Source organism: Streptomyces sp. GESEQ-4 (genome assembly GCF_017948455.1).
Lineage (GTDB): Bacteria > Actinomycetota > Actinomycetes > Streptomycetales > Streptomycetaceae > Streptomyces.
Window position 1 is genome coordinate 99,003 of record NZ_JAFFSU010000025.1, and the last position, 22,693, is coordinate 121,695.

Below are 22,693 nucleotides of genomic sequence, written 5' to 3' on the forward strand. Positions count from 1 at the left end.
CACCCTGCACCCGCACGGAAAGGAAAGGCGGAAACTCTCATGTCTCCCATCCCTCGCAGGTCCCTCCTCAAGGCTGCCGCCGTCGCCGGAGCCGCCGCCCAGTTCAGCTGGGCACTCGGCACGAACGCGGCGGCGGCCCCCAGAGCCGAGGCCGCCGACGCGGACCCGGTGACCCTGGACTGGCTGGAGGACGGCGGCCTCGGCGCCGCACCCGGCTCCACGGTCGGCGTCCCCTGGCCGAAGGGCGCCCACCCGGCGGACCAGACCTTCGCGCTGGCCGACGCCGACGGCAAGGCCGTACCCCTCCAGTCCTGGCCGATCGCCTACTGGCCCGACGGCTCCCTCAAGTGGTCCGCGCACGCAGTGAGTTCGGGCACCGGCAAGCTCACCCTCACCGCCGGCGAACCCACCGCCCCCGACCACAAGGTCACCGTCGCCAAGCGCGGCGGCACCATCGACATATCGACCGGCGTCATCACCGCGAAGATCGGCACGTCGGGCGCCACGCTGGTCAAGTCCGTCACCCGGGGAGCGACGGAGATCGCGCGCAACGGCCGGCTCGTGCTGCTCCGCCAGCCGGAGATCGAGGACGGCGACCAGGGCACGGTGAAGTACGAGCGGTTCGAGGGCGCCATCGGGGAGGTGACCGTCGAGCAGGAGGGCCCGGTCCGCGCGGTCGTCCGCATCGACGGCAAGCACCGCAAGGGGAAGCGCGGTTGGCTGCCGTTCTCCATCCGTCTGTACTTCTACGCCGGCGCCGACTCCTTCCGCATGGTGCACACGATCACCTACGACGGGACGCAGGAGCCGGGCAAGGCAAGCGGCGACTTCATCCGCGGCATCGGCGTGCGCTTCTCCGTGCCGATGCGCGACGAGTCGTACGACCGCCACATCCGCATCGGCGGCGAGGGCACCGGTCTGCTGCGCGAGGCGGTCAAGGGCATCACCGGGCTGCGGCGAGACCCGGGGGCGGCCGTGCGGACGGCCCAGTTCGAGGGCAAGAAGCTGCCCGACCCGTCCACCTGGGACCAGCGGGTGACCACTCGGCTGCAATACATCCCCGAGTGGGGCGACTACACCCTCTCGCAACTCTCGGCCGACGGCTTCGGCGTCCGCAAGCGCACCAAGAAGGGCCACGGCTGGATCCCCGCAGGCGGCGGCCGGCGGGCGAGCGGCTTCGGGTACGTAGGAGGCGCCTCCGGCGGATTCGCCTTCGGACTGCGGGACTTCTGGGAGAAGTTCCCCGCCCAGCTCGACATCCGCAATGCCCAGACCGACGAGGCCGAGGTCACGCTCTGGCTCTGGTCGCCCGAGGCGCAGCCCATGGACCTGCGCTTCTACCACGACGGCATGGGCCAGGACACGTACCCCGAACAGCTCGAAGGCCTCAACATCACCTACGAGGACTACGAGCCCGGCTTCGGCACCCCCTACGGCATCGCCCGCACCAGTGAACTCCTCTTCTGGGCCCACGACTCCACGCCGAGCGCCGAGGCGATGGCAGAGCAGGTGAAGGCCGTCAGGACACTCCCGCAGCTCGCCGCCCCGCCCCAGCAGCTCATCAAGGCGGGCGTCTTCGGCAAGCTGTTCGCCGAGCCCGACCGCTCCACGGCCGCCAAGGCGAAGATCGAGGACCACCTCGACTTCCTCTTCACCTACTACAAGGACCAGGTGGAGATGCGCCGTTGGTACGGCTTCTGGGACTACGGCGACATCATGCACAGCTACGACTCCAGCCGCCACCAGTGGTGCTACGACGTCGGCGGCTACGCCTGGGACAACTCCGAGCTCTCGCCCGACCTTTGGCTCTGGTTCGCGTACATGCGCTCCGGCCGCGCCGACATCTTCCGCTTCGCCGAGGCGATGACGCGGCACACCGGCGAGGTCGACGTGTACCACCTGGGCAAGTGGGCCGGCCTCGGCACCCGCCACGGCGTCCAGCACTACGCCGACAGCGCCAAGCAGCAGCGCATCGCCAACACCACCTACCGGCGCTACTACTACTTCCTCACCGCGGACGAACGCGTCGGCGACCTCATGCACGCCAACGTCGACTCCGACGAAACCTTCCTCGTCCTCGACCCCATCCGTAAGATCCGCACCGAGCCGTACACGCCCGACCGGAACGCGCTCTCGATCGGTTTCGGCACGGACTGGTCGGGGCTGGTGTCGGCCTGGCTGACCGAGTGGGAGCGGCGCGGCCCCAAGTGGGAGAAGGCCAAGGCGCGGGTCCTGTCCACCATGGAGACCATCGCCGCCCAGCCCAACGGCTTCGTCCAGGGCAGCGCGCTGTACGACCTGGACACGGGCAGGTTCGCCGTCGCGGCGGAGCCCAAGGTCGGGGTGTCGCACCTCTCGGCGATGTTCGGCCTGGTCGAGCTCTGTGCCGAGCTGATCGACCAGATCGAGATGCCGAAGTTCAAGGAGGCGTGGCTCGACTACTGCCGGTACTTCAACGCCACCAAGGCCGAGCAGCGGGCACGGTACGGCTCCGATTTCGGCTCCCTGTTGCTCTTCCAGGGGCATTCGCGGCAGGACGCGTACGCGGCCGTTCAGACCGGCGACGACAAGTTGGCGGCGCGGGCGTGGCGGCAGTTCTACAGCAGTGCGGATGTCTGGGACTACAAGGAGTCCACGGACTGGTCCACGAAGAAGATCGAGGGGCCGACTGGGTTGGTGCCCGGTAGTGAGGCGGCGTGGGTGTCTACCAACTCCACGGCGTTGTATGGGCTGGCGGCTATTCAGAATCTGGCGCTGGTGGGCAACAAGATGCCGTAGCGCTCCGCTGGTTGAGCGGTTCGTTGGCTGCGGGTCGGTGGGGGCTGGTCGCGCAGTTCCCCGCGCCCCTATCGGGGCGATGTACCTCGCCCTAGTTCATTCTTCCCAGGACCTCCCGCACTCGCCTGACATCCCGGATTCGTTGCTCGTACGTCGCACCTAGGGCGAGGAGCAGGAGGCCGGCGAGGGCGGGAGGGGCCCAGCGGGGGAGGGCGGTGGTCATCTCGACTACGTATGGGGCCAGTTCGTGGAGGGCGTCCAGGGTGAGGATCGAGCCGCCCAGGAGTAGGGGGGCTTGGAGGTGGTTGCGGGCGCCCAGGAGCGTGATGAGGAGCGCCGCTGTGCCCAGGAGGAGTGGGCGCGGGCCGTGTTGGCCGGCCCAGACCGCGAAGAGGCTCGGCACGAGGGTGGCGGTGAGTCCGGGGGCGTACGCAGTCCAGGATGAGGTCTGTGGGTCGCGTTGCCTGCGCAGGGCGCCGATGAGCAGTGCGGGGACGGTGACAGGCAGTGTGTAGGCCTCGGGGGTGGTGATGTCCCAGGACGCCAGCCGTACCCAGGTGGCCAGGACGAAGAGGGCGGCGGCGACGTAGCCTGCGGCGCGGCGGTCGGGGCGGAGTGCCGTGGCGGCCGCGATTACGCCTGTCAGGGCAAGTACCAGGGCGAGCATCGGCGGTTCGTCGGCCGCCAGAGCGACGGCGATGAGGCCTGCGACCGCGCCGGTCACCTCCACGGACGTCGTCGTCTTCTCGTCGACGTGCGCCGCCAGCAGTGCGGCTGCCGCCGTGACCAGGAGCACGAGCAGCGCGGTGTGCTCCGGCCGCAGCTCCAGTGCCGCCCCCGACGCGACGGCGAGCGCGGTGGCGTACGTGAGCGTTGCGGCGGCGGGGAGTGGCTTGCGTACGGCCGTCGCGAAGAGCGCCGTCAGGGACGCGAGCGTCGCGAGGGTTACCGGTTCGGAGGCGAGGGCGAGGAAGGTGAGGCTCAGGGAGGTGACGAGGGCGAGGACGGTGGCCGTGGGCCGCCGGAGGAGCAGGAGGGCGGCGGTGAGGGCGCCGTAGATCAACAGGGTTGCGGTGTACGGCAGTTGCAGTGTGGCGGGGAGGACGAGCGCGCTCGCCCACGCCAGGGTCAGGGACGCGTCCAGCGCTCGTGACCGCCAGGAGGCCTTCCTGACCGCCAGTGCCAGTACCCCGGCGACCGCTGCGAGGACGAGGGGCGCGGTGGCTGTGTCCGGGGGCCACGGCGTCTCGACCGTGACGGCGTCCCGTGCCGAGTCCGGCGCACCCGACCACACCTGCTCCGCCCAGCCGACCGGCCCCAGCAGGGCGACGGCCACGACGGGCAGCGCCCACAGCACGGCAAGGGACTGTACGGCGGCGGAGGCCCACGCCATGCCCCGCCGGACGGCCTCCGGGAGCCGGCCCGCCGTCGTGGCCGCCAACAGGGCGACCCCGCACGCGAGATGGACCGGCACCGTCCACGCGTCCGGCAGCGCGGGGCGCAGTGCGCCGCCGACCGCGGCGACGACGAGCAGCCCCGAAGCGGCCGCGAGTCCCTTCGCCTGCTTCTCGCTCGGCGCCTGCCAGGCCGCGCCGAGTGCGAGGGCCGCGGCCAGGAGGAGGAGCGCCGCCGCACGGGCGGCGGCGCTCGGGCCGGTGGCCGTCCAGCACAGCCAGCCGGCCGTCATGACGCTCCAGCCGCCGAGGCCGTACGCGCCGCCGAGGGCGACGAGACGTACGGGCCTGGCGCTCGCCCGGAGCGCGACAACCGTGTCGGACCCGGCCGTCGCGAGAAGCGCGGCCGTGATCGTGAACCAACTCGCGTCGACCGCGATGGTCCAGAGGAGCAGGGGGAGTTGAGCAGCCGCCAGCGCGGCGGGAAGGGGCAGACGCAGCTCACGCGTGCGCGGCAGGAACCCGTACGCCGCCCAGAGGCCCGCCAGCAGCGCCGCCGACGCCGCCGCGAACCGCGTGCCGTCGGCACCCGCGAAGGCGACCTCGTGCAGCGCGTAGGCGTCCAGCATCGTCAGCGCCAGTCCCAGCCCCGCCACCGACTCGGCCGTGGAGCGCAGCCCGCGCTTCAGCAGGGGCAGCGGCGCGGCGAGGACGGCTGTCGTGACCGCGGCGAGCACCAGTGCCCGCCCGGTGACTCCCAGGTGCCGCCAGCTGACCAGCGTGAACGCCGTCGCGGCGAGGGTGAGGAGGATGCCGCCGAGCAGCAGGAGGACGTTCTGGACCCGCGGGGCGGTGGCCTCGGGGCGCGGCGGCGCGGCGGGCGGCTGCTGCTGCCGGTTAGGGTGCAGCGTGGCGACCAGCCAGGCCCTGCGAGCCAGCAACTGTGCCCGGCGGGCGTCCAGTTGCCATAGCTCCCAGTCGAGGAGCCGCAGCTCCTCGGCCGGCGGTGGGATGTGCGTCATGCCTTGGAGTGTGGTCCGCGTCACGTCGTACGGCATGAGTGCGGATACTCAGAACGTACTCAGATGTGTGCTCCTCGTGCCCGTGGCCGGGGCAGACTCGGAGTATGGACTGGTCCCATTACCGCTTCCGCAGCGTGTGGGTCCTGCACGCGCCGCCCGCCGCCGTGTACACCGCGCTGGAGCGGGCCGAGGACTACCCCGACTGGTGGCCGCAGGTCCGGCAGGTCGACGCGATCGACGACGTCAGCGGCATCGTCAGGGTGCGATCCGTGCTGCCGTACGAGCTGACCTTCACCGCGCGTGAGGTGGTGCGGGACCGTGCGGCCGGGGTGCTGGAGATCGAGATGTCCGGTGACCTGGACGGCTGGGCGCGCTGGACGGTCCGTGCGCACGGCGCGGGTACCCTCGCCTGCTACGACCAGGTCGTCGATGTGAGCAAGCCGCTGCTCAGACGCTTCGCCGTGCCGGGGCGGCCGGTCTTCCGGGCCAACCATCGGCTGATGATGCGGGCCGGACGGCGGGGGCTGGCCGCCTACTTGGAAGCAGTTTGATGGAAACCCGCGGGGACCTGTATTGTTCAGTCCGTTCCCGGGCGATTAGCTCAGTGGGAGAGCGCTTCGTTCACACCGAAGAGGTCACTGGTTCGAACCCAGTATCGCCCACGTTCGCGAGAGCGACGTGTGTCCGCAAACAGCGCGGACACACGTCGCTCTCTCTGTGTTGTGCGCGGCTTCGCCGCGCGGAGTGGGGGCTCCGCCACCCACACCCCCGGACTCGGCGTTGCTGTCGGGCGGGGTCGTAAGGCTCAGGCCGCCGCAGGCAGGTCCGGACGCAGGGGCCACGCCGGGTCCACCGCCTCCTCGGTGCCGCTGCGGGCGAACCATGCCTGCAGGCCGCGTGCCTGTGCGGCGTGCCACACGGCCTGCAGGGTGTGCAGTTGGGCGGGGGAGAGACGCTCCAGCCGGGCGGCGAAACGGCGCCCCACCGCCCGTACGACATCCAGGGCGGCCACCGCATCGGCCGACGCGTCGTGCGCGCCGTCCAGGACGACGCCATAGTGCGCGCACAGGTCGGTGAGCGTGCGGCGGCCCTTGCGGTAGCGGTCGAGATGCTTGTCGAGGACCCGGGGGTCGAGCACCAGCAGCGGCGACGTCTCGAACCAGTGGTCCAGGGACGAGGCCCGATGGCGCCGCAACTCGCGGTCCAGGATGGTCAGATCGAAGGGTGCGTTCATCACCACGAGCGGACGGCCCGCGGCCGCCTGCTCGGCCAGTTCACTGGCTATCTCATGCATCACCGGCGCAGGCCAGCGGCCGTTGCGCTGCAGATGCTCGTCCGTCAGTCCGTGTACCGCCGTCGCCCCCTCGGGCACCGGCACACCCGGGTTGACCAGCCACCGGCTCACCCGCGGCCGGGCACCCGGGGCATCCTGGACGACGACGGCGGCCGACACGATCCGGTCGGTCTCGACGTCCACGCCCGTGGTCTCCGTGTCGAACGCGGCCAAAGGGCCCTCGTACCAGCACGTCATACCTACACAACTCCTCGTTCACCCACGGCAGCTGACGTACCGTCTTCTGCCCGTTTGGTGATACCCGGGCTGTTTGCGGCGTACGCGGGCCGGACACAACAGGAGTGCGGGTCTTTGCAGTTCAGCGGGCCCGTCGCGGGGATTCACTTGCTCGGAAGGCTGTTGGTCATGGCGATAGCGCAGCCCGAACGGGGCGGGCTGCTGCCCGCTCGGACGGGCCCCCATCGCGGTTCACTCGCCACCACCGCCTGCATGGAGACACTGCAGGTGGGCTATCTGCACGCCGTCGCCGCCGCGGCGGGCTGTTCGCTGTCCCAGCCCTTTCCGGACAACGGCATCGACTGGCACGTCAGCCACAGCGCCGCCGGGCACACCGTCGACGACGAAGTCACCATCAAGGTGCAGCTCAAGGCGACGTACCAAGTCCCGCCGAACCCTCCCGGGCGCTTCTTCTCCTTCACGCTCGACAACGACCACCTGGCGAAGCTCGCCCGCACGCCGGTGTCCGTGCACAAGATCCTGGTCGTGATGCTCGTCCCGCGGTCCCAGGACGACTGGCTGCGCGCCAGCCACGACCGGCTCGACCTCAGGCACTGCTGCTACTGGGTCAACCTGGCCGGCCACGCCATCACCGGTCGGCGCCGGACCACCGTGCGGATTCCGACCTCACGCATCTTCGACGACCGGGCGCTCTGCGAGATCATGACGCGGGTCGGGACGGGAGGCAGGCCATGACACACCGTTCGCTGGAGGAGCCGGTACGACCAGGGCGGCCGCATCCCGTGGACGCGCAGTGGAACCGGCCGCCCGAGCCCGGCGAGGTCGACCCCGCCGTGCTCAGCGCCCTGCTGCACCGCCACGGCTGGCAGCGCCGCGGCGGAGCCGCCGGACGCTACGGCCGCTGGACCCCGCCGGGGCCCGGCGGCGCCGGCACGAGCCTGCTCGTGCCGGAGAACCGAGCCTTCCCCGACAGCGACGACCTGCTCGGCGAAGCCCTCGTCGCACTGTCCCGCAGCGGCTCGCCCTCCGCGCGCGAGGTCCTGGTCGGCCTCACCGTGCCCAGCGACGAGATCCGCTGGTGGCGCGACGTACCGACCGGGCCGGCCGGCGCCGCGCCATGGATGGCCGAGGAACAACTGCGCACCGCCGCCCGCCAGATGCTTCTGGCGGGCGCTCTCGCCACACGCGCGCGGGCCGGCTATTACGGCGCCCGGCACCGCCGCCCCGCCGCCGCGTCCCTGGAGAACGTCCTCGTCGGCGCCGCGACCGGCGGCCGTCAGCTGACCGCGTTCGTGCCCGTCGACACCGGACGCCTGCTCGCCGTACGCCTGCACCAGGCCCTGTACGCCGCCCGCGAGGCCATCGACTATCAGCGGGCCACCGGCGGCATGGACGCCTTCGACGGTGCCATCGAGGCGGGCGTCAGCCGGGAACTGACCGAGGCGCTCGTCACCCTGGTCCGTGGCACCGAGGGCGCCCGCGTCGCCGTCGAGTGGGCGCCCGGCGCCGGGGTCCCCGAGGGGTGTGCCGCGGGTGCCGAGGCCGTCGAGTTCTCGCCCGGCGACCTGCCCGTGCTGCGCGAGGCCGGGGCCCGCTATCTGCGCGAGGAGCCGTCCATGGCGGTGCGGATCACCGGGACGGTGACCCGGATGCGCCGGTCGGGGCCGCGCGGCGAGGGCGCCGTACGGCTGCGGGTGATCGCGGGCGCCGAGGTGCCGCACATCCGGCTGACCCTGGACGAGGAGGCGTACCGCATCGCCGGGCACGCCCACCTCGTCGGACTGCCGGTGCGGGTGCACGGCCGGCTGGAGAGCCGGGGCGGCTTTCGCAGGCTCACCGGAGCCTCCGGCGTCGTACCGGTGCAGGTGGACGATGCCGAGCGGGACCGGATGATGAAGTCGATTCAAGAGACCGTAGAGATCACAGCCTTCTTCGAGGATGCCTGCGGAAGCGACGATCACGACGCGGGCCTGGACGCCGGCTTCGGGGAATGATTTCGCGGTGGGACGTCCGGGGTCGGTACGATCCGGTATTGCGCGCGCTCCAGGTACGGCGCCCGCACCCACCTTCAGTCAGGAGAGACCGGTGTCAGACGTCCGTGTGATCATCCAACGCGATTCCGAGCGGGAAGAGCGCACGGTGACGACGGGCACTACGGCCGCGGAGCTCTTCGCCGGCGAGCGCTCGATCATCGCCGCGCGCGTGGGCGGCGAGCTCAGGGACCTGTCGTACGTGCTCTCCGACGGGGAAGAGGTCGAGGGCGTCGAGATCTCCTCCGAGGACGGCCTGAACATCCTGCGCCACTCCACCGCGCATGTGATGGCGCAGGCCGTGCAGGAGCTTTTCCCCGAGGCCAAGCTGGGCATCGGCCCGCCCGTCAAGGACGGCTTCTACTACGACTTCGACGTCGAGAAGCCGTTCACGCCCGAGGATCTCAAGGCCATCGAGAAGAAGATGCAGGAGATCCAGAAGCGCGGGCAGCGTTTCTCGCGGCGTGTGGTGACCGACGAGGCCGCGCGCGAGGAGCTGGCTTCGGAGCCGTACAAGCTGGAGCTGATCGGGCTCAAGGGCGCGGCCTCCTCCGACGACGGCGCGGACGTCGAGGTCGGCGCGGGCGAGCTGACGATCTACGACAACCTGGACGCCAAGACCGGCGATCTGTGCTGGAAGGACCTCTGCCGCGGTCCCCACCTGCCCACCACCCGGAACATCCCGGCGTTCAAGCTGATGCGCAACGCGGCCGCCTACTGGCGCGGCAGCGAGAAGAACCCGATGCTCCAGCGCATCTACGGCACCGCCTGGCCCACCAAGGACGAGCTGAAGGCACACCTCGACTTCCTCGCCGAGGCCGAGAAGCGCGACCACCGCAAGCTGGGCAACGAGCTGGACCTCTTCTCCATCCCGGAGCAGATCGGCTCCGGCCTCGCCGTCTTCCACCCCAAGGGCGGCATCATCCGCCGGGTGATGGAGGACTACTCGCGCCGCCGGCACGAGGAAGAGGGCTACGAGTTCGTCTACACCCCGCACGCCACCAAGGGGAAGCTCTTCGAGACGTCGGGCCACCTGGACTGGTACGCCGAGGGCATGTACCCGCCCATGCAGCTCGACGAGGGTGTGGACTACTACCTCAAGCCCATGAACTGCCCGATGCACAACCTGATCTTCGACGCTCGCGGGCGTTCCTACCGTGAACTGCCGTTGCGCCTCTTCGAGTTCGGGACCGTGTACCGGTACGAGAAGTCGGGCGTCGTGCACGGCCTGACGCGCGCGCGGGGCTTCACGCAGGACGACGCGCACATCTACTGCACGCGTGAGCAGATGTCGGAGGAGCTCGACAAGACGCTCACCTTCGTCCTCGGTCTGCTGCGCGACTACGGTCTGACCGACTTCTACCTGGAGCTGTCCACCAAGGACCCGGAGAAGTTCGTCGGCTCCGACGAGGTCTGGGAGGAGGCGACCGAGACGCTGCGCGAGGTGGCCGAGAAGCAGGGCCTGCCCCTGGTCCCCGACCCGGGCGGCGCCGCCTTCTACGGCCCGAAGATCTCCGTGCAGACCAAGGACGCCATCGGCCGCACCTGGCAGATGTCGACGATCCAGCTCGACTTCAACCTGCCGGAGCGGTTCAACCTGGAGTACACCTCGCCCGACGGCTCCAAGCAGCGCCCGGTCATGATCCACAGGGCGTTGTTCGGCAGCATCGAGCGGTTCTTCGCTGTGTTGCTCGAGCACTACGCGGGTGCGTTCCCGGCGTGGCTGGCGCCGGTGCAGGCGACCGGTATCCCGATCGGCGACGCGCACGTCGAGTACCTGGAGAAGTTCGCCGCGGCGGCGAAGAAGCAGGGGCTGCGGGTCGAGGTCGACTCGTCCTCCGACCGGATGCAGAAGAAGATCCGCAACGCCCAGAAGCAGAAGGTGCCCTTCATGGTCATCGCGGGCGACGAGGACATGGCGAACGGTTCGGTCTCCTTCCGCTACCGCGACGGTTCGCAGGAGAACGGCATCCCCTTCGACGAGGCCCTCGCGAAGATCGCGAAGGTGGTCGAGGAGCGGGCGCAGGTCTGACGCGCATGTGAGAAGGCCCCCGGGGGAGTTCAGCTCTCCGGGGGCCTTTCCTTGTCCCCGTCCTCGTACGCGAAAACCTGCAACAGCCACGCCGAGAACGACCCGGTGACCGCGCCGAGCAGTGCCAGCCCGCAGGCCATCATCCCGACCGCGATGAGCCGCCCGACCGGTGTGACGGGCGTGATGTCGCCGTACCCGACCGTGGAGAGCGTCGCGCAGGTCCACCAGACCGCGTCGCCGAAGGTCTGCATGGTCGCGTCCGGCGCCGCGTGCTCCTGCTGGTAGACGGCGAGGGCTCCGGCGAATCCGAGCAGCACGGTCGACAGTCCGGCGTAGGTGATCACCCGCGCGTGCAGCGCCAGCCGTGGCCGACCGTGCCGACGTTGCACGGCCTCATACAGCCGCACCACCCGCAACGGACGCAACAGGGGCAGCACCAGCACCACGGTGTCCAGCAGGTGCGACCGTACGAAGCCCAGCCGCCGCCCGCTCAGCCGCCACCGCACCCCATAGTCGACGGCGAACAGGGCCCAGGTGCCGGCCAGCACGGCGAGGCAGACGTCCCGCCAGACGCCCGGCAGACCATGGGCCAGGACGAGCACCGCATACGCGGCGAGATAGACCAGCGACGCGATCGCGAGAGGCACCTCGGCGCGCTGCTCCCAGCGGCCCTGGGGACTGTCGGCATCCACCGGCTCAGCTTCGCCCGGGACGTCGGCCGCGCAACCCCGCCGACACGCCGCGAACGGGCGAAGTCATATGCTTCCTTGCATGACGAGTGAGCCGGAGCAGCAGTGGGGAGTGGGGACGCAGGACGCGTTCCAGCGCCTGTGGACGCCTCATCGGATGGCCTACATCCAGGGTGAGGGCAAGCCGACCGGCCCCGGTGCCGAGGACGGCTGTCCCTTCTGCTCCATCCCGGCCAAGTCGGACGAGGACGGTCTGGTCGTCAGGCGCGGCGAGCAGGTCTACGTCGTGCTCAATCTGTACCCGTACAACGGCGGGCACCTGATGGTCGTGCCCTACCGCCATGTCGCCGACTACACGGACCTCACCGGTCCGGAGACCGTCGAGCTGGCCGCGCTGACCAAGCAGGCGATGACGGCACTGCGGACCGCCTCCGGCGCGCACGGCTTCAACATCGGCATGAACCAGGGCTCCGTGGCCGGCGCGGGCATCGCCGCCCATCTGCACCAGCACATCGTCCCGCGCTGGGGCGGCGACACGAACTTCATGCCGGTCGTCGGCCACACCCGCGTCCTGCCCCAGCTCCTCGCCGACACCCGCAAGATGCTGGCGGAGGCCTGGCCGGCGGCCTGACCCGCGCCCTGAAGGGGCGCGGGGCTGTATCAATATGCGGCTCCGCCGCGTGGGCGCGACCAGCCACGAATGGACCCGCGGCCGAAACACCGGCCTTCCAGCGGAGCGTTTACGCGTCGTAGAGGTCCGCCTTCCTCGGCATCGGATCCTGCACCGCCGTGCTGAGGAACGCCGACCTGTTGCCGAACTTCTCCGTGTCCACGCCGTTCTCCTCCAGCACCTTGATCGCCGCCGAGTGCACGACGCGCAGCACCGGTGTGGCGGCGCGCAGCGCGTCGTCGGCCATGAAGCGGTGGCGCCACGGCTGATCCGCCCACGCGTGCCGCAGGCCGAAGGGCTCGGGGAGGGTGAGGGTGCCGCCGAGCCAGTTCAGCAGGGGCGGGTACCAGGAGATCGGGGCCCGCACCGCCAGCCGTACCACCTCGTCGCTGTCGACCAGGGGAAGCTTCACCTTGCGGGTCTCCCACGGCTTGAACGACTTGGCGACTTCCTTGGTCGGCGCCTCTGGTTTGCTGGTGAACAGCCCGTTCACCGGGCCGAGGGCGTGGCCGGTGACCTCGATGCGCAGCGTCTGGTGCAGCACCGTCACCGTGATCAGCATGGTGATGACCAACTGCCCGTCCCAGAGCACCCATTGGACACCCAGGTAGTGCCGGTCACCGCTGCCGAACTGCTGCTTGTTGCAGATGTCCTGTATCGCGTGGGACTTGATCTGGTAGGCGTCCACGTCGGTGCCCTCGGGACGGGACACCGCCTTGGCGTTCTCCGCGATGGGCGTGACGATCCAGTGGCGTATGGACGCCTTGGGGAAGCCGCCGGTGTTCAGCGTGTTCCGCTCCAGCATGCGCAACTGGTCGTGGATGGACCGGATGACGTCCCAGCTGCGGAACGGGTGGATCTCCCGGTCCGCGTCGGCGGGAACCAGATCCTCGGCGAGCTGCCAGGCGCCCCAGCGCGTTCCCATGCCGAGTATGCCCTTGGGCCCGGCGTAGAACACGGAGTTGGACTGCTGCTCGGCGCTGAGCTGGGCCAGGGACTGGCGCAGCTGCTCGGCCGCGGTCTCGCCGGGGCTGCTCGGCACCGCTTCCGGCACCTTCGCGCCGACGCTGCTGCCGGCCAGCAGACTGTCCCACCGCCCCCGCAGGTCCTTCGCCGTGCCCTCGCAGATCTGCTTGGCCCAGAACCAGCCGACCACCGGCATGACCACACAGGCCCGCGCATACCAGAGCCAGAAGCCGGAGAACGGCGTACGGATCAGGAAGATCACGGCGAGGGCGCCCGCCGCGACGAGCAGCCCGGTGGCGAACGCGCCGGCCTGTTTGTCGTCCCGCTTGGCGATGATGGTGCGGAGCGTGAAGATCAGCAGCCAGACCAGGAGCCCGGGCAGGAACAGCACACCGCACACCACCATGACCAGGCTCAGCAGTCTGTCGCGGTCCTTGCGGATGTTGTTCGCGGCCAGGCAGTGCTCGACGACGACCTGCGGTTCGCTGCCGAAGGACTGGATGAGCGGCTTGCGGCCGGGGCCCAGCATGCGGTCCACCACGGCCCGCGAGAAGGCCTCACCCAGGTTGGGCCGGAAGATCTTCGCCCACTTGAGGCCTTCCTTGACGGTGGTCTGGTGCCATTCGTTGTCGGCCTTCTTGATGTCGCCGACCAGATTGTCCCGATAGGCCGCCGAGGCCAGCGCGAACGTCGCCGTCTGGTCCCCGTCGCCCGTGCGCGGCACCTGCGGACCGAAGATGTCCGCGTAGCCGCTGTCAAAGCTCATTCCCGCCCCCGATCGCCGCGATTCTCGCTTCTGCGGCCTTCCCGACTTCCTTGCCCTGCACACCTGTTGATCAGGTCTTCAGCGTATCCGCAGGCACTGACACCCGTCGGCGGACGGTCGAAAGCACCTCTTTTAGGCTCGTTCGCCTCCGGGGCGCTCCAGCCGGTGTCGAGAGTCCGACCGTGCTCAGCGCTTCGCGCCTCCGCGCGCTCGGACTCTCGACACCGGCACGCCCCTGCGGCTCACTCGCGTCGCCGACGCGGAGGGGAGCGTTCCGCACAGCCTGCCGATGTCTCCAACTATGAGGCGGCGCGCTCCTGTTCACGGATCCTTTCGGAGATCTGCGGCGGCATCGGCTCGTGCCGCGCGTACCGACGGTTGAAGCGCGCTGTGCCGTGCGACAGGGACCGCAGGTCGACGGCGTACCGGCCGATCTCGATCTCGGGCACCTCGGCCCGTACGAGGGTCCGCGCGCCGGTCGTCTGCTCGGTGCCCAGCACCCGGCCGCGCCGCCCCGACAGGTCGCTCATCACGGCCCCCACATAGTCGTCGCCGACCAGGACGGTCACCTCGGCCACCGGCTCCAGCAGATGGATCTTCGCGTCGGCCGCGGCCTCCCGCAGCGCCAGCGCGCCCGCCGTCTGGAACGCGGCGTCGGAGGAGTCCACGGAGTGCGCCTTGCCGTCGAGGAGCGTCACCCGGATGTCGACGAGCGGGTGTCCGGCCGCAACTCCCTTGGCGGCCTGGGCCCTTACGCCCTTCTCGACCGACGGGATGAACTGCCGCGGCACCGCACCGCCGACCACCTTGTCCACGAACTCGATGCCCGAGCCGCCCGGCAGCGGCTCCACCTCGATCTCGCAGATCGCGTACTGCCCGTGCCCGCCGGACTGCTTCACATGCCGGCCGCGTCCGGCGGACTTGTCCGCGAACGTCTCCCGTAGGGAGACCTTGTGCCCGATCACGTCGACCTGGACGCCGTACCGGCTGCGCAGCCGCTCCAGCGCGACGTCCGCGTGCGCCTCGCCCAGGCACCACAGCACCACCTGGTGGGTGTCCTGGTTCTGCTCGAGCCGCATCGTCGGATCTTCGGCGACCAGCCGGGACAGGCCCTGCGAGAGCTTGTCCTCGTCGGCCTTGCTGTGCGCCTGGATGGCCAGCGGCAGCAGCGGGTCGGGCATCTGCCAGGGCTCCATCAGGAGCGGGTCGTCCTTGGCCGAGAGCGTGTCGCCGGTCTCCGCGCGGCTCAGCTTCGCCACGGACGCCAGGTCCCCGGCGATGCAGTGGGTGAGCGTGCGCTGCTGCTTGCCGAACGGTGCGGACAGGGCGCCGATCCGTTCGTCGACGTCGTGGTCCTCATGTCCGCGGTCGGCGAGTCCGTGCCCGGAGACATGCACGGTCGCGTCGGGGCGCAGGGTGCCGGAGAAGACGCGCACCAGGGAGACCCGGCCGACGTACGGGTCGGAGGCCGTCTTCACGACCTCCGCTACCAGCGGCCCGTCCGGGTCGCAGAGCTTGAGCTCGCGCGGCTTGCCGTCGACGGTGGTGACCCGGGGTGCCTCGCGCTCCAGGGGGGTCGGGAAGCCGCGTGTGACCAGTTCCAGCAGCTCGACCGTGCCGAGTCCCTGCCGGGCGCCGTCGGCCGCGGGGGCGGCGGCCAGGACGGGGAAGAAGACCCCGCGCGCGACGGCCCGCTCCAGGTCGTCGATCAGCGTCTTGACGTCGATGCTCTCGCCGCCGAGATACCGGTCCATGAGGGTCTCGTCCTCGCTCTCCGAGATGATCCCCTCGATCAGCCGGTTGCGGGCCTCCTCGATCAGCGGCAGCCGCTCCGGATCCGGATCCGACTCCTTGCGCTCGCCGGTCGAGTAGTCGAACAGCTTCTGCGACAGCAGCCCGATCAGCCCGGTCACGGGCGCGTGCCCGTCGGGCGCCTGCGGACCGTGCAGCGGCAGATACAGCGGCAGTACGGCGTCGGGGTCGTCCCCGCCGAAGGCCTCCGCGCAGATCCGCGTCATCTCCTCGTAGTCGGCGCGCGCGGCCTCCAGGTGCGTGACGACGATCGCGCGGGGCATGCCGACGGCTGCGCACTCCTCCCACACCATGCGGGTCGAGCCGTCCACCCCGTCCGACGCGGAGACGACGAAAAGGGCCGCGTCCGCCGCTCGCAGACCGGCCCTCAGCTCTCCGACGAAGTCGGCGTATCCGGGGGTGTCGAGGATGTTGACCTTGATGCCGTCCCATTCGACGGGTACCAGGGAGAGCTGCACCGAACGCTGCTGCCGGTGCTCGATCTCGTCGTAGTCCGAAACGGTGCCGCCGTCCTCCACACGGCCCGCCCGGTTCACTGCCCCCGCTGTGAGTGCGAGGGCTTCCACCAACGTGGTCTTGCCCGATCCGCTGTGGCCGACCAGCACCACATTCCGTACGGACGCGGGGTGGTCGGCCGCTGTTGCCCTGCCGGCGGCTCCGGGGTGTGCGTTCGCCTTGTCGCCCATGGCCTTGCCTCCCGTGCACGGTGAGGTCTCTGTGGGCGCGGACACGCGGCTCCGCGTGCGGTGGCGGCTCCGGCGACGCCCGCGGTCCTTCGAGCTTTCCACTCCCGTCACGGTGCGTCCATACGAGGGACGCGATCTGGTCGCCCGCCGTCTGTTGCGGACGGTGGCCGGTGGCGGGTGCCCGGACGTCGCCGACACGCGCGCGTGGCTACGATGGGCCAGCCGGTGGCCAGCAGGGGCCGTCCGGCGACACCGAGCCCTCGGGAAGGCCATGCTGAACAAGTACGCGCGTGCATTCTTCACGCGTGTCCTCACACCGTTCGCCGCGTTTCTCATCCGCCGCGGGGTCAGCCCCGACACGGTGACGCTCCTCGGCACCGCCGGAGTGGTCGCGGGAGCGCTGGTCTTCTACCCGATGGGCGAGTTCTTCTGGGGCACGGTCGTGATCACGCTGTTCGTGTTCTCCGACCTCGTCGACGGCAACATGGCCCGCCAGCTCGGCCGCACCAGCCGCTGGGGCGCCTTCCTGGACTCCACGCTCGACCGGGTCGCCGACGGCGCGATCTTCGGCGGCTTCATCCTCTGGTACGCGGGGGGCGGCGACGACCTCGTCCTGTGCGCCGTCTCGATCTTCTGCCTGGCCAGCGGCCAGGTGGTGTCGTACACCAAGGCCCGCGGCGAGTCGATCGGCCTGCCGGTCGCGGTCAACGGGCTGGTCGAGCGTGCCGAGCGGCTGGTGATCTCCCTGGTCGCCGCCGGTCTCGCGGGCCTGCACGACTTCGGTGTGCCCGGCATCCAGTACCTGCTGCCGGTCGCCCTGTGGGTCGTCGCCGTCGGCAGCCTGGTCACGCTGATCCAGCGGGTCGTCACGGTCCGCCGGGAGTCGGCCGAGGCGGACGAGGCCGCCGCGCGGGAAAATGCCTCCCAAGGTAGTGAGGCGGCGAAGTGAGCGCCCAGGATCGGCTGACGGACGCGCTGTACGGGATCGGCTGGGGCACGGTCAAGAAGCTCCCCGAGCCGGTCGCCGTACGACTGGGGAACACGATCGCCGACGCCGCCTGGAAGCGGCGCGGCAAGGGCGTACGGCGGCTGGAGAGCAACTACGCGCGCGTGGTGCCCGGCGCGAGCCCGGAGCGCCTCGCCGAGCTCTCGCGCGCGGGCATGCGCTCGTATCTGCGCTACTGGATGGAGTCGTTCCGGCTGCCGGCCTGGAGCGCCGAGCGCATCAGGAACGGCTTCGAGGTCAAGGGCATCCACCACCTCACGGACGGCCTCGCCGCCGGCCGCGGCGTCGTCCTGGCCCTGCCCCACCTGGGCAACTGGGACCTGGCGGGCGCCTGGGTCACCACCCAGCTGAAGACGCCCTTCACCACGGTGGCCGAGCGCCTGAAGCCCGAGACGCTGTACGACCGTTTCGTCGCCTACCGCGAAGGCCTCGGCATGGAGGTCCTACCCCACAGCGGCGGCTCCGCCTTCGGCACGCTGGCCCGGCGGCTGCGTGACGGCGGGCTGGTCTGCCTGGTCGCCGACCGTGACCTGTCCGCCTCCGGCGTCGAGGTCGAGTTCTTCGGCGACACGGCCCGGATGCCCGCCGGACCCGCACTGCTCGCCCAGCAGACGGGCGCGCTTCTGCTGCCGGTGACGCTCTGGTACGACGGCTCGCCCGTCATGCGGGGCCGCGTGCACCCGCCGATCGAGGTACCCGAGGCAGGTACGAAGGCCGAGAAGACGTCTGTCATGACACAGGCGTTGGCGGATGCCTTCGCCGGCGGGATCGCCGACCATCCGGAGGACTGGCACATGCTGCAGCGACTGTGGCTCGCCGACCTGGAACCCCGACCGTCCGACGGGGAGCGGCCGTGAGAATCGGCATCGTCTGCCCGTACTCCTGGGACGTGCCGGGCGGCGTCCAGTTCCATATCCGCGACCTCGCCGAGTACTTCATCCGGCTCGGCCACGAAGTCTCCGTCCTCGCACCCGCCGACGACGACACCCCGCTCCCGCCGTACGTCGTCTCGGCGGGCCGCGCGGTCCCGGTGCCGTACAACGGCTCGGTGGCCCGGCTGAACTTCGGCTTCCTGTCGGCCGCGCGGGTACGGCGCTGGCTGCACGACGGCGCCTTCGACGTGGTTCACATCCACGAGCCGTCCTCGCCCTCGCTCGGCCTGCTCACCTGCTGGGCGGCGCAGGGCCCGATCGTCGCGACCTTCCACACCTCCAACCCGCGCTCCCGGGCGATGCTCGCCGCGTACGCGATCCTCCAGGCCGCGCTGGAGAAGATCAGCGCGCGGATCGCCGTGAGCGAGTACGCCCGCCGCACCCTCGTGGAACACCTCGGCGGCGACGCGGTGGTGATCCCGAACGGCGTGGACGTCGACTTCTTCGCCAAGGCCGAGCCCAAGCCCGAGTGGCAATCAGAAGAGGCGCGAAGCTCGGTTGAGGGTGGTGGTGGGAGACGGGCGGGCGGCACGATCGGCTTCATAGGGCGCATCGACGAGCCCCGCAAGGGCCTGCCGGTGCTGATCAAGGCGCTGCCGAAGATCCTCGCCGCCCGTCCGCAGACCCGGCTGCTGGTCGCGGGGCGCGGCGACGAGGAGGAGGCCGTGGAGAAGCTGCCCAAGGAGATGCGCTCCCGGGTCGAGTTCCTCGGCATGGTCAGCGACGAGGACAAGGCCCGTCTGCTGCGCAGCGTCGACCTGTACGTCGCCCCCAACACCGGCGGCGAGAGCTTCGGGATCATCCTGGTCGAGGCCATGTCGGCGGGAGCGCCGGTGCTCGCCTCGGACCTGGACGCCTTCGCGCAGGTACTCGACCAGGGCGCCGCGGGCGAGCTGTTCGCCAACGAGGACGCGAACGCCCTCGCCGAGCGCGCCGTACGCCTCCTCGAGGACCCCGAGCGCCGGGCCGAGCTGCGGGCACGCGGCAGCGCCCACGTCCGGAGGTTCGACTGGTCCACGGTCGGCGCGGACATCCTGTCGGTCTACGAGACGGTGACGGACGGGACGACGGCGGTGGCGGCCGCCGACGAGCGCTCGCCGGGGTTGCGGGCGCGGCTCGGGCTGGCGCGCGACTGACCCGGCACGCGCGCGTGGGCCTGCCGGTCGGACGCTGACCACAGGTGCTCCACACAGCCCGGCTAACCTTGCCGCCCGTGACCCCAACCCTCATCTGGATCCTCGTCGCCCTCGTGGTGATCGGCCTCTACCTGAGCTGGACCGCAGGCAGGCTCGACCGGCTGCACGCCCGCATCGACGCCACCCGCGCCGCGCTCGACGCCCAGCTGCTGCGCCGCGCCTCGGTGGCCCAGGAACTGGCGACCTCCGGCGTGCTCGATCCGGCCGCCTCGATCGTCCTGTACGAGGCCGCGCATGCCGCGCGGCAGGCCGAGGAGGAGCAACGCGAGGTCGCCGAGAGCGAGTTGAGCCAGGCGCTCAGGGCCGTGTTCGCCGAGGCGCAGCAGGTGGAGGCGGTACGGGAGGCGCCCGGGGGAGAGGCGGCCACACATGAACTCACCGAGGCGGTACGCCGGGTGCCGATGGCCCGCCGCTTCCACAACGACGCCGTGGGAGCGGCCCGCAGGCTCCGGGAGCACCGCAAGGTGCGCTGGTTCCGGCTGGCCGGTCACGCGCCGTTCCCGCTGGCCTTCGAGATGGACGACGAGCCCCCGGCGGCCCTGATGGTGCGGGCCGCTTAGCCGCGCCCGCACCCAAAACGATCCACCGGCTCCTCATTGGCCCTTGCTGTGGCCTGGTCCCCTCGCGTTTCCTCGGTATTCGCAGAAACCCTCTTTCACCGAGCGAGGTCACACGTGTCCAGCACGCTTCCCCACTCCGTCCAGACGCCCGAGACCGGCACCGCTCGCGTGAAGCGCGGCATGGCCGAGCAGCTCAAGGGCGGCGTGATCATGGACGTCGTCACGCCGGAACAGGCGAAGATCGCCGAGGACGCCGGCGCCGTGGCCGTCATGGCGCTGGAGCGGGTCCCGGCCGACATCCGCAAGGACGGCGGCGTGGCCCGTATGTCCGACCCGGACATGATCGAGGGCATCATCGAAGCCGTCTCCATCCCGGTCATGGCCAAGTCCCGCATCGGCCACTTCGTCGAGGCCCAGGTGCTGCAGTCCCTCGACGTCGACTACATCGACGAGTCCGAGGTGCTCACCCCGGCCGACGAGGTCAACCACTCCGACAAGTGGGCCTTCACGACCCCCTTCGTCTGCGGTGCCACCAACCTGGGCGAGGCCCTGCGCCGGATCGCCGAGGGCGCGGCCATGATCCGCTCCAAGGGCGAGGCCGGCACCGGCAACGTCGTCGAGGCCGTCCGCCACCTGCGCCAGATCAAGAACGAGATCGCCCGTCTGCGCGGCTACGACAACAACGAGCTGTACGCCGCCGCCAAGGAGCTGCGCGCCCCGTACGAGCTGGTCAAGGAGGTCTCGGAGCTGGGCAAGCTGCCGGTGGTCCTCTTCTCCGCCGGTGGTGTCGCCACCCCGGCCGACGCCGCGCTGATGCGCCAGCTCGGCGCCGAGGGCGTCTTCGTCGGCTCCGGCATCTTCAAGTCCGGCGACCCGGCCAAGCGTGCCGCCGCCATCGTGAAGGCGACCACCTTCTACGACGACCCCAAGATCATCGCGGACGCCTCCCGCAACCTCGGCGAGGCCATGGTCGGCATCAACTGCGACACCCTCCCCGAGGCCGAGCGCTACGCGAACCGGGGCTGGTGATGACCGCTCCCGTAGTCGGAGTGCTCGCGCTCCAGGGCGACGTACGGGAGCACCTCGTCGCCCTGGCCGCGGCCGGTGCCGTGGCCAGGCCGGTGCGGCGCCCCGAAGAGCTCGCCGGGATCGACGGCCTGGTTCTGCCCGGCGGTGAGTCCACCACCATCTCCAAGCTGGCGGTCCTCTTCGGCGTGATGGATCCCCTGCGCGCGCGCGTGCGGGACGGTATGCCCGTCTACGGCACCTGCGCGGGCATGATCATGCTCGCCGACAAGATCCTCGACCCGCGCTCGGGCCAGGAGACGATCGGCGGCATCGACATGATCGTGCGCCGCAACGCCTTCGGACGGCAGAACGAGTCCTTCGAAGCGGCCGTCGAAGTGCGGGGCATCGCGGGCGATCCTGTGGAGGGCGTCTTCATCCGCGCCCCCTGGGTGGAGTCCGTCGGCGCCGCGGCCGAGGTGCTCGCCGAGCACGACGGCCACATCGTCGCGGTTCGCCAGGGCAACGCGCTGGCCACGTCGTTCCACCCGGAACTGACCGGCGACCACCGCGTGCACGGCCTGTTCGTCGACATGGTGCGCGCATGCCGGACGACGGAGTCCTTGTAGGATCTGGAGGTCTCCCAGGCCCTTAAGATCTGGGGGAGTTCGTTCGGAGATGGGTTACGCGAAGGAGACAGGCAGATGTCCGGCCACTCTAAATGGGCCACGACGAAGCACAAGAAGGCCGTGATCGATGCCAAGCGCGGCAAGCTCTTCGCGAAGCTGATCAAGAACATCGAGGTCGCGGCCCGCACCGGCGGCGCCGACCCCGATGGCAACCCGACGCTGTACGACGCCATCCAGAAGGCGAAGAAGTCGTCGGTCCCGAACAAGAACATCGACTCCGCGGTCAAGCGCGGCGCCGGCCTGGAGGCCGGTGGCGCCGACTACGAGACGATCATGTACGAGGGCTACGGCCCGAACGGCGTCGCCGTGCTCATCGAGTGCCTCACCGACAACCGCAACCGCGCCGCCTCGGACGTCCGCGTCGCCATGACCCGCAACGGCGGCTCCATGGCCGACCCCGGCTCCGTGTCGTACCTCTTCAACCGCAAGGGCGTCGTGATCGTCCCCAAGGGCGAGCTGACCGAGGACGACGTCCTCGGTGCGGTGCTCGACGCGGGCGCCGAGGAGGTCAACGACCTCGGCGAGAACTTCGAGGTCATCAGCGAGGCCACCGACCTGGTCGCCGTCCGCACGGCCCTCCAGGACGCCGGCATCGACTACGAGTCCGCCGACGCGAACTTCGTCCCGACCATGCAGGTCGAACTGGACGAGGAGGGCGCCAAGAAGATCTTCAAGCTGATCGACGCGCTCGAGGACAGCGACGACGTCCAGAACGTCTTCGCCAACTTCGATGTCAGCGACGAGATCATGGAGAAGGTCGACGCGTAACGCTGCCGCGAGCCGAGCGGATTCGGCGGGGGGGGGGGGGGGCGGGCCCCCCCCCCACCCCCCGCCGCGCTCGGTGCGGCGTCGCCCGCCCCACACAGCCCCCCCCCGGGGGGGGGGGGGGGGGGGGGGGGGGGGGGGGGGGGGGGGGGGGGGGGGGGGGG

At 70.6% G+C, this 22,693-nt stretch carries 18 protein-coding genes and 1 tRNA gene; 14 read left to right on the forward strand and 5 right to left on the reverse strand.

Going from position 1 to position 22,693, the window contains the following annotated elements; all coding sequences use genetic code 11:
- Positions 1–39: 39 nt before the first annotated feature.
- Positions 40–2,778: a Tat pathway signal sequence domain protein gene (locus KCH48_RS34050; RefSeq protein ID WP_210580500.1), complete on the forward strand. Its 2,739-nt coding sequence runs from the start codon at positions 40–42 to the stop codon at positions 2,776–2,778.
- 91 nt (positions 2,779–2,869) lie between these two features.
- Here KCH48_RS34050 and KCH48_RS34055 read toward each other — a convergent pair whose 3' ends face one another.
- Positions 2,870–5,230 carry an SCO7613 C-terminal domain-containing membrane protein gene (locus KCH48_RS34055; RefSeq protein WP_210580502.1) on the reverse strand — a complete coding sequence of 787 codons (2,361 nt, stop codon included), beginning with the start codon at positions 5,228–5,230 and terminating at the stop codon, positions 2,870–2,872.
- 68 nt (positions 5,231–5,298) lie between these two features.
- Here KCH48_RS34055 and KCH48_RS34060 point away from each other — a divergent pair, with 68 nt between their 5' ends.
- Both KCH48_RS34060 and KCH48_RS34065 read left to right on the forward strand, forming a co-directional pair.
- The gene (locus KCH48_RS34060) at positions 5,299–5,745 is read left to right on the forward strand and encodes an SRPBCC family protein (RefSeq protein WP_210580504.1); all 447 of its coding nucleotides are present in this window, start codon (positions 5,299–5,301) and stop codon (positions 5,743–5,745) included.
- A gap of 39 nt (positions 5,746–5,784) precedes the next feature.
- Positions 5,785–5,856: transfer RNA gene (locus tag KCH48_RS34065), tRNA-Val, on the forward strand.
- A gap of 143 nt (positions 5,857–5,999) precedes the next feature.
- Here the strand turns inward: KCH48_RS34065 and KCH48_RS34070 are convergent.
- On the reverse strand, positions 6,000–6,725 hold the full coding sequence (locus KCH48_RS34070; protein WP_210580506.1) for a 3'-5' exonuclease: 726 nt from the start codon (positions 6,723–6,725) through the stop codon (positions 6,000–6,002).
- A gap of 168 nt (positions 6,726–6,893) precedes the next feature.
- On the opposite strand from KCH48_RS34070, the gene KCH48_RS34075 reads away from it, so the two are divergent.
- The 3 genes from KCH48_RS34075 (at position 6,894) to thrS (ending at position 10,787) form a co-directional block, all read left to right on the forward strand.
- On the forward strand, positions 6,894–7,460 hold the full coding sequence (locus KCH48_RS34075; protein WP_210580508.1) for a DUF4365 domain-containing protein: 567 nt from the start codon (positions 6,894–6,896) through the stop codon (positions 7,458–7,460).
- Positions 7,457–8,719 carry a hypothetical protein gene (locus tag KCH48_RS34080; RefSeq protein WP_210580510.1) on the forward strand — a complete coding sequence of 421 codons (1,263 nt, stop codon included), beginning with the start codon at positions 7,457–7,459 and terminating at the stop codon, positions 8,717–8,719. Before KCH48_RS34075 ends, KCH48_RS34080 begins: the two co-directional genes overlap by 4 nt.
- Before the next feature lie 91 nt (positions 8,720–8,810).
- On the forward strand, positions 8,811–10,787 hold the full coding sequence (gene thrS / locus KCH48_RS34085; RefSeq protein WP_210580513.1) for a threonine--tRNA ligase: 1,977 nt from the start codon (positions 8,811–8,813) through the stop codon (positions 10,785–10,787).
- Positions 10,788–10,816: 29 nt separating this feature from the next.
- Here thrS and KCH48_RS34090 read toward each other — a convergent pair whose 3' ends face one another.
- On the reverse strand, positions 10,817–11,479 hold the full coding sequence (locus KCH48_RS34090; RefSeq protein ID WP_210580515.1) for a potassium channel family protein: 663 nt from the start codon (positions 11,477–11,479) through the stop codon (positions 10,817–10,819).
- 67 nt (positions 11,480–11,546) lie between these two features.
- Between KCH48_RS34090 and KCH48_RS34095 the strand changes: the two genes are divergently transcribed.
- Positions 11,547–12,107 (forward strand): HIT domain-containing protein, encoded by a 561-nt coding sequence (locus tag KCH48_RS34095; RefSeq protein ID WP_210580517.1) that lies wholly within the window; start codon positions 11,547–11,549, stop codon positions 12,105–12,107.
- Between the two features lie 109 nt (positions 12,108–12,216).
- Here the strand turns inward: KCH48_RS34095 and KCH48_RS34100 are convergent, their stop codons facing one another.
- Both KCH48_RS34100 and KCH48_RS34105 read right to left on the reverse strand, forming a co-directional pair.
- Positions 12,217–13,878 carry a hypothetical protein gene (locus KCH48_RS34100; protein ID WP_210580518.1) on the reverse strand — a complete coding sequence of 554 codons (1,662 nt, stop codon included), beginning with the start codon at positions 13,876–13,878 and terminating at the stop codon, positions 12,217–12,219.
- Between the two features lie 299 nt (positions 13,879–14,177).
- Positions 14,178–16,376, reverse strand: a complete 2,199-nt coding sequence (locus KCH48_RS34105; RefSeq protein ID WP_210580554.1) for an elongation factor G-like protein EF-G2 — start codon at positions 16,374–16,376, stop codon at positions 14,178–14,180.
- 271 nt (positions 16,377–16,647) lie between these two features.
- On the opposite strand from KCH48_RS34105, the gene pgsA reads away from it, so the two are divergent.
- The 7 genes from pgsA (at position 16,648) to KCH48_RS34140 (ending at position 22,532) form a co-directional block, all read left to right on the forward strand.
- Positions 16,648–17,325, forward strand: coding sequence for a phosphatidylinositol phosphate synthase (gene pgsA / locus KCH48_RS34110; RefSeq protein ID WP_210580521.1), 678 nt, complete (start codon positions 16,648–16,650; stop codon positions 17,323–17,325).
- On the forward strand, positions 17,322–18,239 hold the full coding sequence (locus KCH48_RS34115; RefSeq protein WP_210580523.1) for a phosphatidylinositol mannoside acyltransferase: 918 nt from the start codon (positions 17,322–17,324) through the stop codon (positions 18,237–18,239). Before pgsA ends, KCH48_RS34115 begins: the two co-directional genes overlap by 4 nt.
- Positions 18,236–19,450: a glycosyltransferase family 4 protein gene (locus KCH48_RS34120; protein WP_210580525.1), complete on the forward strand. Its 1,215-nt coding sequence runs from the start codon at positions 18,236–18,238 to the stop codon at positions 19,448–19,450. The genes KCH48_RS34115 and KCH48_RS34120 overlap by 4 nt, the downstream gene beginning before the upstream one ends.
- 77 nt (positions 19,451–19,527) lie before the next feature.
- Positions 19,528–20,070, forward strand: a complete 543-nt coding sequence (locus KCH48_RS34125) for a hypothetical protein (RefSeq protein ID WP_210580527.1) — start codon at positions 19,528–19,530, stop codon at positions 20,068–20,070.
- A gap of 114 nt (positions 20,071–20,184) precedes the next feature.
- Positions 20,185–21,099, forward strand: a complete 915-nt coding sequence (pdxS, locus tag KCH48_RS34130) for a pyridoxal 5'-phosphate synthase lyase subunit PdxS (protein ID WP_210580529.1) — start codon at positions 20,185–20,187, stop codon at positions 21,097–21,099.
- Positions 21,099–21,704, forward strand: a complete 606-nt coding sequence (gene pdxT / locus KCH48_RS34135; RefSeq protein WP_210580531.1) for a pyridoxal 5'-phosphate synthase glutaminase subunit PdxT — start codon at positions 21,099–21,101, stop codon at positions 21,702–21,704. Before pdxS ends, pdxT begins: the two co-directional genes overlap by 1 nt.
- A gap of 75 nt (positions 21,705–21,779) precedes the next feature.
- Positions 21,780–22,532: a YebC/PmpR family DNA-binding transcriptional regulator gene (locus tag KCH48_RS34140; RefSeq protein WP_210580532.1), complete on the forward strand. Its 753-nt coding sequence runs from the start codon at positions 21,780–21,782 to the stop codon at positions 22,530–22,532.
- The last annotated feature ends 161 nt before the right edge of the window (positions 22,533–22,693 follow it).

Bases quoted from the DNA above. Each gene is read 5' to 3' on its own strand.
- KCH48_RS34050 (WP_210580500.1), top strand. From the start codon at position 40: ATGTCTCCCATCCCTCGCAGGTCCCTCCTCAAGGCTGCCGCCGTCGCC.
- KCH48_RS34055 (WP_210580502.1), bottom strand. From the start codon at position 5,230: ATGCCGTACGACGTGACGCGGACCACACTCCAAGGCATGACGCACATC.
- KCH48_RS34060 (WP_210580504.1), top strand. From the start codon at position 5,299: ATGGACTGGTCCCATTACCGCTTCCGCAGCGTGTGGGTCCTGCACGCG.
- KCH48_RS34070 (WP_210580506.1), bottom strand. From the start codon at position 6,725: ATGACGTGCTGGTACGAGGGCCCTTTGGCCGCGTTCGACACGGAGACC.
- KCH48_RS34075 (WP_210580508.1), top strand. From the start codon at position 6,894: ATGGCGATAGCGCAGCCCGAACGGGGCGGGCTGCTGCCCGCTCGGACG.
- KCH48_RS34080 (WP_210580510.1), top strand. From the start codon at position 7,457: ATGACACACCGTTCGCTGGAGGAGCCGGTACGACCAGGGCGGCCGCAT.
- KCH48_RS34095 (WP_210580517.1), top strand. From the start codon at position 11,547: ATGCTTCCTTGCATGACGAGTGAGCCGGAGCAGCAGTGGGGAGTGGGG.
- KCH48_RS34100 (WP_210580518.1), bottom strand. From the start codon at position 13,878: ATGAGCTTTGACAGCGGCTACGCGGACATCTTCGGTCCGCAGGTGCCG.
- KCH48_RS34105 (WP_210580554.1), bottom strand. From the start codon at position 16,376: ATGGGCGACAAGGCGAACGCACACCCCGGAGCCGCCGGCAGGGCAACA.
- pgsA (WP_210580521.1), top strand. From the start codon at position 16,648: ATGCTGAACAAGTACGCGCGTGCATTCTTCACGCGTGTCCTCACACCG.
- pdxT (WP_210580531.1), top strand. From the start codon at position 21,099: ATGACCGCTCCCGTAGTCGGAGTGCTCGCGCTCCAGGGCGACGTACGG.
- KCH48_RS34140 (WP_210580532.1), top strand. From the start codon at position 21,780: ATGTCCGGCCACTCTAAATGGGCCACGACGAAGCACAAGAAGGCCGTG.